The sequence below is a fragment of the Ectothiorhodospira lacustris genome (genome assembly GCF_022227845.1).
GTDB classification, from domain to species: Bacteria; Pseudomonadota; Gammaproteobacteria; order Ectothiorhodospirales; family Ectothiorhodospiraceae; genus Ectothiorhodospira; species Ectothiorhodospira lacustris.
In genome coordinates, this window is record NZ_JAJNQN010000006.1 from 1 (window position 1) to 11,611 (window position 11,611).

Consider the following 11,611-nt stretch of genomic DNA (forward strand, 5'->3'; position numbering starts at 1 on the left):
AGAGGGCGGGGGAGGTCGGCGAAAAGTGGGTGTCCTTTAGATTCTTCAGGCGAAAAGTGGGTGTCCTTTAGATTCTTGGGTGGGGGAGGTCGGCAGAAAGTGGGTGTTCTTTAGATTTCTGGGGAGGTCGGCGAAAAGTGGGTGTCCTTTTGATACTCTTTAGATAGTGCGCTAGATCTGGAAAAGCAAACCCCGGCGCTTGGCCGGGGTTTGGAGGAGTAAGTCTACTTGGTTTTTTCTGTCCGTATTATTCAGCTCCACAACCGCGAGGGCGATATTTCTCTTCAGTATCGGTTGTGCATTCCCAGCGACCGTCTTCGTCACGAGTAAGAGTGATTACAGCATCCTTGATCTTAGGTCCTGCTGCGCCATCGAAAGTGAAGGTGATCGTGCCGGTGCCATTATCTGCAATGTTTACAGCAGTAGTTCCCAGGGGGCTTGCATCGGCGGCTGTTCCCAGGGCGGAAAGGTCAATTCCTGATCCAGATTCACCTCGTGCCAACGCGTCTTCAACACCAGTTTTCAATGGATTGACAACGGCTAAACCAGATGATGCTTCTGCCCTTGCCGTATAATCCTGATACGCCGGAATCGCAATCGCCGCCAAAATCCCAATGATCGCCACAACGATCATCAGTTCAATCAAAGTAAAACCCTTCTGATTCTGCATCACAGCTCTCCACTCATTTGGATGACACATCCAGCAGAGCAAGCATGATGCCAACCCCGATCCGCAGATAAACGGTACCAATCCCCCCTTGCCCGGTACTCACGCCCGGCCCCTGAGCACACCCTGGCACCACTCCATAATGCCGACTAAAATAGTCGGCATTATTTTTCAATGCCACACCCTTCCAGCGGGATTACTCCACCCGCTAAACTCCATTCAATGGAGGACCCGCGCATGCCATCAATCACCCTGGAATCGGCCATCCAGCTGACCGGTCTAAGCAGAAGGACCCTCTGGCGGCGCATCGCCACCGGCACGGTAAGGCGCTTGGGCAGGACAGGAGGGCGAGGGCCGGGACATGCCAGGATCGAGCTGGAACTGATCCGCGGGGATATCCCCCTGCCGGATCTGGAAGACGAGGATCTTCACGTCATCCAGCAGGCGGACGCCGGTGACCCCGCGGCCCGCCACGACGTGGCCCTGATGTTGATGGAGGCCGGATGCCAAGAGCTGGCCATCCACTGGCTGACAGCCGCCGCGAACCAGCAGTACCCGGACGCCATGCACTGGCTGGGCCGCTGTCACATCACGGGGGAGGGGGTGCCCAGGGACGAGGCCTTGGGGCTCTCCTGGATCCGGCGCGCCGCCGAGCGTGGCCACTCCATCAGCCGGTATCAGATTGAAGCCTTGGTGGGTTCGGGGGCGGCGCGCTGACGTCTTCCGTCCACTTTGAATGGCCTTTCGTCGCCTGAAATCCCACTAACAGCCTGATTTGCTGTCAAATTAGCTACCAGTTACTGCTGGAGGTAGCGAAATGAAATCAGTGGCTTCGGTAATGACGATCCTTTTCGTCGCCGTGATCAGCCCGGTTCAAGGGCAGGTTTATCGCTGCACAGGGCCTGATGGTCAGGCAATCTTTTCCCAGGCTCCCTGCGCCCCCGATGCCGAAATCATTGATATCCGTGCGGGTAAATCGGATCCCGAAAGTGCTGCGCGCATGCGGGAGATGGCCAGAGCCAATGCCTCGGAAACGGAGTATCGGCAGCGTCTTGCTCAAGCCGAACGTGAACTACGAAGGCTTGAACATGAGCGGCGCGTCAAGCTGGCAGAGGTCGATGAGCGCCATCGTCTCATGCTGATGGAGCAGAGCCGGCAAACCGACACCGGCTGGCTGCGTTCCCTGTCGAAACAATTACGAGAAGTCGAGTCTCTTTATGATCCGCAGATCAAGGCTCAGCACGAAGAAATTGCCCGACTGAGAAGTCAAGGGCCTGATTTGTAAATGTTACCAGCACTCATCCGGTGTTCTCACGCCTGCTTGGTTGATGGTCATGCTGCTGCAGTAAGAAAGAACGCGACCGGCTTGCCCGGTTGCCGTCACTGTGAAAGTGGTGGCAGATGGGGTTGCTGAAGTAATCTTATAGAATCCTTCGGGTGATTCACCGGGGATGGTGCAGCCTGCATATGAGAGCTGTGTTGTATAACAGCGCTCAAGCCTTTGCGCCGCATCCAGGAGTGCAACTTTTCCGTCAGTGGCCTGGGTCCTTTCCACATATCTTACATAGGAAGGATAGGAGATCGAGGCAAGGATGCCGATGATGACTACGACAATCATGACTTCAATCAGTGTAAACCCTGCGATGGCTTTTGCGGTGGATTTCAGTTTCATTGGTTGTTGTCTCTGTTGTGATGGTGTTCCCGTGGGTTTGCCGTTGATTATGTATTGATGGCGCTGGTTGTCAAGTCGTTAACTATCCTGTTTGGCCGGTCATTCACTTTAATGCCCCGTTTGTCGAGTTCGTCAATGAGGTGAGGTTGGTCCTGCTATACTGATCTAAGATGATTTAAGCCTTGGCTGGTGTTTGTGATTTTAAATATTGATTCTGGTCTTTTGTAATTTATTTTTTGATTTGGATGTGCCGGTATTCAATGATTTGTTGGATTCAGGGTCTTTGTTGTTGGGGTATATCACTGATTCATCTGTGGTCATGACAACCAGCGAAGTATGTAACCGAGCAAAACATTATGGCAAGAGCAATGATTTTTCCCCATCCACGCATGCGTTGCCAGAGAGGTCTTTCTCTCGTTGAAGTCATGGTTGCAGTTGTTGTTCTTTCCATGGGGTTGCTTGGTTTGGCCGCGCTTCAAATCAAAGCGCTTCAATCCGGGCAGTCTGCTTATATGAGGACGGTGGCCAGTGTGATGGCTATTGATGCAGGTGAAAGGCTCTGGGCCTTAAGTGCATACAAGGCGCCTGATGCCGCGGATATCACTGCCTTGGAAACGGCATGGCTCAGTGATTGGCAAGGTCAGGATGCGGGTATTTTTCGTTTGCCAGGAGGGATGGGTTCAAGCCTTGCGCTGGATGACGGCACTTACTTGGTTACCGTGGAATGGGATGAGGGGCGCTTTGCCGGTGATGGAGAGCAACAATCTTCTTTTTCTTATCGAGTTAACTTGCTCAGGTGATTCCTGATTAAATGATGGCTGGTCTGGCGCTCATGAAGAAAAAATATTATTTCCGCAGGTTTTCATCCGGCTTCAGCCTTGTTGAATTGATGATTGCAATGGTGCTCGGGCTGATCGTGCTGGCCGGAGTCGGGCATGTGTTTTTAAGTGCCCGCATGTCCTATACGGACCTTCAGCGGATATCTGCAATGCAGGATAATGTGGGGTTTCTTTCCGATTATCTGGTAGTCAGTCTGAGGGGTGCCGAAAATGTTGTTTGGGATTCTGCCGGCAACAGGCTTGGTTTTCAGAATGGCGATGAAAGCTATGAGTGTTTTTTAGTGCAGGGTCAATTTAGATGTGAAGATGACGATGGTGTTGTGGTGGAGTTGGGAGGGGGCGACGATTTTCTGTTTCAAAGCATGGGCGTTGGCTGCATGACATATGATGTCGACGCGGCAAGTTTTGCTCCTGTCGCTTCATGTGATGTCTCGGATAATGCGGTTTTGGTTCGTTTTGAGTTTTTGGTGGTGTCGGGTGCGGTGGCGAGTGAGCTTGTTTTCAATGTGGCTTTGCGTAATAGAGTGATCAATATGATTTAGATTGCTCTGTGGTTTTCTGTTGTATGGTTTTGATGCTCAACTGAGGCTTGTTCGAGTCTGATTGTTGCCGGTTCTTTGGGTATGCTCAATCAGAATTTTCATTTTGTTCTGGAGTTCCATTATGTACACACAACAACGGGGTGTGGCGCTGGTTGTAAGTCTTGTCATGTTGTTGCTTTTGACCATTATCAGCATTGCCAGCATGAATAGTTCTCAAATGAATGAGCGCATGGCTGGTAATCAGCGGCAGATGGCCGAGGCTTTTTTTGCTGCCGAGACAGGCTTGGTTGCAGCGAAGCTGGAGTGTGACGCGGGGAATTGCCCAACCACTGTTACTGATGATTTTAAGCGCAATAATGTAGATATTGAGTGGGTTGCCAATATTATTCCCGCCGGTGATGGTGATCATTGTGAACCGCCGGCGCAGTTTCAAATTGAAAGCACGGGGCGCGTTGTCGCAACAAATGTAGAGAGGGTCTTGTTGATTTGTTATTCCCCCGCCGACCCGGTCCTGAGTAGGACCGCGGCGATCAACATCATAGGCACCATCGGTTCATTCGATACCGCGAATTCCAATGCCCTTAAAGTATATGGCAGAGGGGATGGTGAGGGTGGTTATATTGGTCCGGCCATAGCAACAACACGGATGGATGCTCAGCGCCAGACGGTGTCCGATGGGACCGGTGGATGCAAGGAAGTGGTTCCCGAAAAATCAAACTATGACATTATTGTTGAGGATATCGAAGCTAAGGGTCGAATGGATAACTATCATGGAGGGATAGCCGAGGTCGATTTTGATACGCCTTTTGGTAATCCGGAAGCTTTGATGGGTTTTATTTCTCAGATCAAGCAGACGGTGATTGACAATCCTTCTATTGCCGGTAGTGCGCCTGACAATATGGGCTCCGAGGGCGCTTTGAAGATTACTGTGGTTCAAGGCAATTTAGAGCTGAAGGGTAATAATTCCGGTGCGGGGATTCTCCTTGTCGAGGGGAATCTTAGCTTCAGTGGCACGCCTAATTTCGATGGTCTGATTATTGTGACCGGTCAAAGCTTCAATGTGTCCGGTGGCGGGAAGGGTGGCAATCTTGGCGGTTCGGTTGTTTTTGCAAATCCGGTGATAGGCTGTGATGAACAATGGCAGTTTGGTAATGCAGAGGCAAATTTTGAGTTTGATGTTGATGGTGGTGGCACTTCTACTTATCGCTATGACGAAGGTGCGCTTGTCGCGGCTCGTGAGTTGTTGAATGAACAGGCCAAGGCAATGTGGAATCCTGTGGAGTCAGTGGATAACGAGGTCGTGGAGGGGCAGGGTCGGTCTTCTCTGAGTAGCTGGTCGTATCATTAACCGTTTTGATTTGGCAGGAATGTTTCTCCTGCTTCTGGAGGAGCTTGGTCGAGAATCCTTTTCCATGTCCGCGATGATGGCAATGGTTCGGGATAAGACCAAGCCCCTCCACGGTTGATATTTACAACTTCCTTATTCAGGCAAATAATCCAAAATCTGAATGTGGGTGACACTGATGGCATCACCCGACCCCGTGGTGAGATAGCTGATGTAGGTCCCCGGCCGGAGCTGCTCAAAGTGTGATCGACCGTCATCCAGGGCGGTGATCTTCAGATTGCTGCTCAGCCTGTAGACGGTTTCATCGATGATGATGCTGCCTCGGGCGATATCCACGGCGTTTATGTTCCCCACGATGCTGACCGGGTCTGCCAGGGTGGTGACCGGCAAGGCACCAAGCGCCGCGAGCAGCATGACCCGCAGGCCCTTGCCGATCCATGGCCCGCCGACGAGGCGGGCGTTGGTGGTGTTGTGCCAATCCATATCCGTTACCTCAGTTGTTGCCAGGACTGACGTCCGTGCATCCGGGGGTCTTCGACCGTGATCCGTCTGCCCTGACCGTCAAAGACATAGCCGGACACACTGATGGGGCGCTCTCCCGTGCCGAATTCAAGGCCGGTGGGGGGCGCGTTATTCCAGTGGTCGTCCGCGTCAAACTCGCCGTCTTCGTTCAAGTCAAAGATCACACGGTCCGGCCGTGATCCCGAAAACAGGTTCAGTTCCATCAGGAACCCCCTGCGGCCGGTGCCGCAGGGGTCTTCATCCGGGATCATGGTGGTGAAGCGCACCCGTTGCTCGTTGAAGCCGCGCGGCAGCGTCGGACCACTGATCACCCGTTCCCCCGTGATCCAACTCAGGTCGATGTACCAGCCCCGGTGGCTGGACTGGAGATCGTAGTCGGAGATCCGGCGAAGTGTGTAGTTCCTGCCCCCCGTGGTGTGGGAGCCTTGCGCGACGATTTCCTGCTTGAGGAGCTGGTTACGGCCGCTGATCAGGCTGTTGGTATCCACCAGGCCGTAGATCGTTTGTACCTGATTGCCGGGGCTGCCGCCGTCCTCCACCCGGAAATAGCTGCCGGTGCCGAAGGCCACCATGATGTTGTCGCCGTCTTCGTCAAGGGCCAGTACGGGGGCCGAGGTGATGGGCTGAGGATTGCCGCCGGGGTCCTGGGCCGTGAACAGCTGGGTGGCGGACCACTGACCGGCGTTGTTGTGGCTGAGGTTGAATCGCCACAGGTTACCCTGCAAATCACCGGCATAGGCCCTGGTGGCCTTCAGGCTGCGGTCCGGCCAGTCGGTCCAGCGTGGCGCCCCCAGCCCGTTGGGCGAGCCGCCGCTACCCGTGCCGGTGCTGATCTTGCGGATCAGCTGGCCATCGCTGAGGCGAACGACAAAAAGCATCGCCTGGTGACTGTTGCTGTTGTAGCCGTTGCCGAAGATGGCGGCCCATTCACCGTTGCTACCGACGCGGGCGATGGTGGGCTGCCCCACGTTGTAACCCAGGTCATTGTCGGTGAATTCCCATAGCACCTTGGTGGGGCCGAAGCTTGACGGGTCGGTGACATCAAGCGCGAAGATGCTGCGCCCGCCAGCCCCCATGGTGCCCAGCAATATGGTCTTCCATTGGCCGCCGATCTGGGCCTCGTCGACATAGGCGGTTCCATCCACATAGAAGCGGTGACTGTATTCCGGGTCCATGAGGCGGGCCAAGGGTGAAAACGAGGTGTTCGGTTCGGGTTTCAGCAACTCGCCGGGGATAAAGGCAAACAACTCCTCCCCGGAGTCGGCATCGAAGGCGTGCAACATGCCGTCGTTGGCACCGGCATAGATCACCCGCGCCCGCTGTCTGAAGGCCGGTGCTCCCAGCAGACGGCTGAAGCCGTTGTAGTGTTGTCCTATGAACTGGGGATCCGAGTTGATGATGTCTCCCAGCAATCGGGCCGGTCCGGACTCGGAGCGGCTACGGAAGCTCTGGTGGGCCGCTTCATCGCCGCGCAGCCAGGCTATCCGTTCGGCGGCGAGGTTGTCCTGAGTGCCGCTAGGGGTGTGGTTGAGGGCATTGATCTGGGCGGATGTCAGGGCGCCGGGCTGGAAAGAGATGCCCTGTCCGGTGCCATTGGTGGTGACGATGTTTCGAGCCGCATGCCCTTTGGCACGCAGCTTCTGTTCGGCGTCCCAGCAGGCCGGGCAGTTGCCGTCCAGGTTGCCGCCTTCGCCGATCTGTTTAGACGTCAGGCTGCCGGACCAGTCACCGGACCGAAAGCCGGTGGTGTAGAGCAGAGTATCTTCCTGCAGGACTGCCGAGCTGGCCGCGGCGGAGGTGGCGGAGCTTTCCACCCGTCCGATAAATTCCTCCAGCACCGCGGCCAGTTCGTCCGCAAAGGTTTTGGGGTCCGAGGCACTGAAAAAACCGCCGCGGCCATTGATGGCCGCGTGGAGCATGTCATCGATCTTGGCGGAGTCGGCGTCACTGGGGTGGGGATTGGGCCAGGGCGTGGACAGGGCCGAGTAGGGCGGCGTGGCTGCCTGGAAGGCTTGGTCCTTGTCGATGCTGCCTGACACCCCCAGTCCCACGGTATAGGTGACCATGTGCTGCCAGAAGGCCGGGTTGCGTTCGCTGACGGGGACCCGGTTGGGAAGGTCGGGGCGAAGGTCGTTTTTCCAGAACTTCATGGCGACGTCGGCCAGGGTGTTGCTATGGGTGTCGGAAAAAGGTGCCGAGACGGTATAGCCGCCGGCGACACCACCGGGGCCGGTCAGATTGGTGTTGCCGTCACCGTCCTGATTGCCCACGCCCGGTTCCGGACCGTTCCAGTAACCGTCGGACATGAGGAAGGCGGAGCTGTGGCGGCAGCTCAGGTCCTGGCCGCCACTCTGGCCCGGGGTGCTGCTCCAGGGGCCGCGATCATCGGTGCGCTCATAGTATTCGCCCACGCCCCTGAGGGCCATGCGCAGGGGCGTGCCGGCACCCGGGACTGCTCGGGTGTAGAGTGCATTGAAAAAGGCTTCCCGGTCACTGCCGGAAAAGGGCCGTACGCCGCTCACCACGGTGCGTGTGCTGATGCCATCGATGTTGCTGTAGCCCTTGTTGATCGCCCCGTAGCCTACCCGCAGGTTTTCCGGCTGGATGGCAAAGGCGGCGCCGATACCGCCGCGGGCGGCAAAGATGCGGCTTCGATGGTAACTGTACCAGTTGGCAAAATTCTGGATTTCTTCGGCATACGTGCAGGTGGCGCTGGCCGCACCGCTACAATCGGTGCGACTTTGCCGCCCATGACCGGTGTAACTTTCCGTGGTGGAGCGGATTTCCACCCGAGTGTAGCTGTCTACGTTCGTCACCGAACCGCTGTTGTAGTGGTAGTAGAGTGCCGGGTAAAAGGTCTGGCTCGTATTGGTGTGGCCACCGTTGTTGTTGAGCCAGTTTGTGGTCTGGGTATTGTCCACCGTCAGGTTGCGCGTCCCGAATTCCGGAAACAGGGGGCGGTTAGGGGCCGCTGCCGGATCGGCGTTGGGCAGGGTGGTGCCATTCGCGTTGAACCAGGGCTTATAGGTGATGGCCGGGTTGTAGTAGACGGTGTTGTTGTGGGATGAGCGGAAATAGGCAGTGTTGCTGTTATGGGTGAAGCGGACGGTCCTTTGGTTGCTGTACTGCGGGCTGCCGCCGTGCAGGTTCTGCACCCGGGGGAAGGTCCACATGACGTATTGGCTGTTCAGATCGTTACCAAACGTCTTGGTCAGTTCATCGGGCATGGTCTCCCATTGCATCGATCCCGAGTCGTCGATGATGAAGACCACGTTGGGGTCGACGCTGGCGGTCAGAAACAGGGGGGCGTTGGCGATGTTGACCTGGGCGGCGGCGGGGAGCGCCGTGAACAGTGCCATGCCAAATCCCAGGAGTCCGGCGGACAGTGGGCGGGCTTGGGGCCGCCGTTGGAGGGGACTGGATGTCATCATTGGCAACTCCTGATTTCGTGCGTCCGTGGGTCACTAAGGTCTGCAGGGCCAGAGGCAGTAGCTCTGCACGATGGCGATGGCCGAATCCGTTCCGCCGACGCCACGGGACAAGACGGGATAATAGCTCAGGACACTGCCGGCCCCGGCGGCACCCTCGCCGGCGATATCGACTGAGCGTTCGCGCACCAGGCGCGGGGTGGACACCCGATATCTTGGATCGTCCGCAAGTTGGAGATCATTCATCGCGTAGATCCCGGAATATGCGGCACCATCCCAGCTCCTGGGGTCGGTCGGTGTCGCCGTGCCTTCGGCGATCAGCATGTTGGCACCCTCGTCCAGCCAGCGTTCACCGGCCCGCAAGGCGGCCTCGCTGGCCTGAAAGGCCAGGTTGCGGTCTCTCAAATTGCCGGCCATGCGTTCCTGGAGTGTCGTCTGCTGGAGCGCGGAGACGCCCACCATGGTCATGAGCAGCAGAAAGACCAGGGCGATGATGAGAGCCGAGCCTTGCTGGCATGGCGCGCTCTTCAGGGGATGGCCGGTCATGGGGCGACCTCAGCGCAGTCGGTTGCGAATGGCGATGGTGGTGGTGGCCACCTGTCTGACTCGTCGGTCCTCGGCGGTGAAGGCCGCACCATTAAAATAGACGGTTTGAGCCGCGTCGAGGGTATTGTCGGCCGAGGATGCCAGCAGGAGGCTGATGCGTATGCTCAGGACGTTGGGCCAATCATCCGTGGCGGTGACCTGATCCGCGGTCCGGTAAACATTGATCAGGCCGTTTTCATTGGTGTCCACGCCATATTGAATCTGCATGTTTTCGACCCCGGTGACCAGCTCTTCCACTTGACCGGGAAATGTCCGTCGCCAGAGTGCATTCAGGGCCGGGACGGCATCACTTTGGCTGATGAAAAACGTGGTCTGAAGGAAGGACATGACGTCGGCGCCTTCTTCGTAGACCTTGGACAGGAAGTTGGTGGTATTGCTTGACGAGGCGTGGGCGATAGTGATGGGCGAGGTGTTCTGGGAAACGTTGGTGGCCCTGAAAATATCCATGGACTCGCAGTCCGAGATGATCAGGATGTCTCCGGCCTTCCACTGCCCCACGTTGCTTTCAAGCTTGGCGTTGGCATTGGCCACCTTTTCCTCGATGAGGCGTCCGACGGGAATACGACCGCCGGTCATGATCAGCAGGTCCGTCCCCTCGGTCACGACACGGCCGCCGAGGGTGGTGCCGGCGGGGACGTTGTCGAGCCCGTCCAGCACCTGATCGACGTCAAAGACCACGGAGCCGGCCGGGCTGGCGATGATGTTGACATTGAGGTTTTCGTTGGCTCTTACGCAGCCCACGAAGCCGGCCATGCGTACGGCGTGGCTGATCTCGTCGGTGGCAAAACGGGCGTTTTCCTGAATCACGGACAGCTGTTGCTGGAGGCGGTAGGTCTGCTGGGTGCCCAGGAATAGCTGGATGATTCCGGCGGTGATGATGAGGGCGATGACCATGGCCACCATCAGTTCGACCAGGGAAAGCCCGGTTTCACGGCGTGCGCAAGGAGGCAGGCTGGCGATGTCGGGTCTGTCCATGGCTAAAACAGCCTCGTGCTGAACTCGAACTGCTGAAGGAAGTCGGCGTTCTGGTCTTCTCGCTCATTCCATTGGATGTGGACGGTGACCGTGTCTCCGGCCCGGATGATGGCGCCGTCCCCCCGAGGCAAGAGGCAGGCCAGCAGGTTTCGCCATTCTTCCAGATCGTCGGAGGCCGGCGCGGTACCGGAAGGGGTGAAGTCCGTATCGCAGTTCGGGTTGCCGGAAAAACCGGATTCGTAGGCGCCGGTCAGGTTGGCGCGCATGCGCTCGGTGATGTCGTAGGCCAGGAAGGTTGCCTGGGAGCGAAGCTGGGCATCGTGATTGAAGCGGATGGCGGTGGCTTGCAGACCGGCAAGTCCCAGCAAGCCGATGGCGAGGACCAGAACCGCGACCATGGCTTCGATCAGGGTGTAGCCTTGTTGCGGTGGGGGAGGGAAAGATGTGGTGCGACGGCATTCCATTTGCGACTCCCCTTCGGTGATCAACAAGATCCAGAGGTAACGCTGGAGCGTCCCGTATTGTGAATTTCCAGGGTCCGGCGCATGCCGGCCTTTCCGGATGGGCATCCCTGGGGTTTGATTTCCAGACTGATCACCCCGGCCGGTTCTGTCTTGGCGCCACGGCCATCGAAGCGGATGGCTGCCTGGCTGCCGGGGGTGACCGTCATGTTTTTCATTGCCGGGAACTGCCGCAATATGTCCGTATCGGTGCAGTTTGCTCCCAAATGCACGCACCAGCCGTTGGCAAAATTATTGCCGGTGGCGGTCACGGAAACCTGGCCCCCGCGCTTGATGGCTTCGCTGCGTGCCAGGGCGAAGGCGGATACCAGTTCATTGGTCTGTGTGGTGACCCGGTTGCTCTGGATCATCTGGGTGAAACCAGGCACTGCCACCGTTGCCAGGATGGCGGCCACGGCCAGGGTGACCATCAACTCGACAAGTGTGAATCCGTTGGCTCTGTTCATGGCATAGAGTCTAGACGGGTATCGGGCCGCAGTCGCTGCCGGGTCGAT

13 protein-coding genes are annotated in these 11,611 nt (G+C 57.2%); 5 read left to right on the forward strand and 8 right to left on the reverse strand.

Going from position 1 to position 11,611, the window contains the following annotated elements:
• Window positions 1-247: 247 nt before the first annotated feature.
• Window positions 248-670 (reverse strand): pilin, encoded by a 423-nt coding sequence (locus LQ956_RS06010; RefSeq protein ID WP_238629385.1) that lies wholly within the window; start codon window positions 668-670, stop codon window positions 248-250.
• A 234-nt stretch (window positions 671-904) separates the two neighbouring features.
• Here LQ956_RS06010 and LQ956_RS06015 point away from each other — a divergent pair, with 234 nt between their 5' ends.
• Together LQ956_RS06015 and LQ956_RS06020 are read left to right on the forward strand one after the other, a co-directional pair.
• Window positions 905-1,384, forward strand: coding sequence for a tetratricopeptide repeat protein (locus LQ956_RS06015; protein WP_238629386.1), 480 nt, complete (start codon window positions 905-907; stop codon window positions 1,382-1,384).
• Between the two features lie 100 nt (window positions 1,385-1,484).
• Window positions 1,485-1,952 (forward strand): DUF4124 domain-containing protein, encoded by a 468-nt coding sequence (locus LQ956_RS06020; protein WP_238629387.1) that lies wholly within the window; start codon window positions 1,485-1,487, stop codon window positions 1,950-1,952.
• 3 nt (window positions 1,953-1,955) lie between these two features.
• Here the strand turns inward: LQ956_RS06020 and LQ956_RS06025 are convergent, their stop codons facing one another.
• Window positions 1,956-2,339, reverse strand: a complete 384-nt coding sequence (locus LQ956_RS06025; protein WP_238629388.1) for a type IV pilin protein — start codon at window positions 2,337-2,339, stop codon at window positions 1,956-1,958.
• Window positions 2,340-2,695: 356 nt separating this feature from the next.
• Between LQ956_RS06025 and pilV (LQ956_RS06030) the strand changes: the two genes are divergently transcribed.
• From pilV (LQ956_RS06030) to LQ956_RS06040, 3 genes are all read left to right on the forward strand, one after another.
• The gene (pilV, locus tag LQ956_RS06030; protein WP_238629389.1) at window positions 2,696-3,139 is read left to right on the forward strand and encodes a type IV pilus modification protein PilV; all 444 of its coding nucleotides are present in this window, start codon (window positions 2,696-2,698) and stop codon (window positions 3,137-3,139) included.
• A gap of 11 nt (window positions 3,140-3,150) precedes the next feature.
• On the forward strand, window positions 3,151-3,720 hold the full coding sequence (locus tag LQ956_RS06035; protein ID WP_238629390.1) for a PilW family protein: 570 nt from the start codon (window positions 3,151-3,153) through the stop codon (window positions 3,718-3,720).
• A 121-nt stretch (window positions 3,721-3,841) separates the two neighbouring features.
• Window positions 3,842-5,068 carry a pilus assembly PilX N-terminal domain-containing protein gene (locus tag LQ956_RS06040; protein ID WP_238629391.1) on the forward strand — a complete coding sequence of 409 codons (1,227 nt, stop codon included), beginning with the start codon at window positions 3,842-3,844 and terminating at the stop codon, window positions 5,066-5,068.
• A gap of 132 nt (window positions 5,069-5,200) precedes the next feature.
• Here the strand turns inward: LQ956_RS06040 and LQ956_RS06045 are convergent, their stop codons facing one another.
• The 6 genes from LQ956_RS06045 to LQ956_RS06070 form a co-directional block, all read right to left on the reverse strand.
• Window positions 5,201-5,548 carry a PilY2 family type 4a fimbrial biogenesis protein gene (locus tag LQ956_RS06045; protein WP_238623122.1) on the reverse strand — a complete coding sequence of 116 codons (348 nt, stop codon included), beginning with the start codon at window positions 5,546-5,548 and terminating at the stop codon, window positions 5,201-5,203.
• 5 nt (window positions 5,549-5,553) lie between these two features.
• A complete protein-coding gene (locus LQ956_RS06050; protein ID WP_238629392.1) occupies window positions 5,554-8,946 on the reverse strand; it encodes a pilus assembly protein in 3,393 nt (1,130 codons plus the stop codon).
• A gap of 105 nt (window positions 8,947-9,051) precedes the next feature.
• Window positions 9,052-9,561 (reverse strand): pilus assembly PilX family protein, encoded by a 510-nt coding sequence (locus LQ956_RS06055; protein ID WP_238629393.1) that lies wholly within the window; start codon window positions 9,559-9,561, stop codon window positions 9,052-9,054.
• 9 nt (window positions 9,562-9,570) lie between these two features.
• A complete protein-coding gene (locus tag LQ956_RS06060; RefSeq protein ID WP_238629394.1) occupies window positions 9,571-10,596 on the reverse strand; it encodes a PilW family protein in 1,026 nt (341 codons plus the stop codon).
• A 2-nt stretch (window positions 10,597-10,598) separates the two neighbouring features.
• Entirely contained in the window at window positions 10,599-11,060 is a 462-nt protein-coding gene (gene pilV, locus LQ956_RS06065) for a type IV pilus modification protein PilV (protein WP_238623126.1), read from the reverse strand.
• Window positions 11,061-11,080: 20 nt separating this feature from the next.
• Window positions 11,081-11,563, reverse strand: a complete 483-nt coding sequence (locus LQ956_RS06070; RefSeq protein ID WP_238629395.1) for a GspH/FimT family pseudopilin — start codon at window positions 11,561-11,563, stop codon at window positions 11,081-11,083.
• Between the last annotated feature and the right edge of the window lie 48 nt (window positions 11,564-11,611).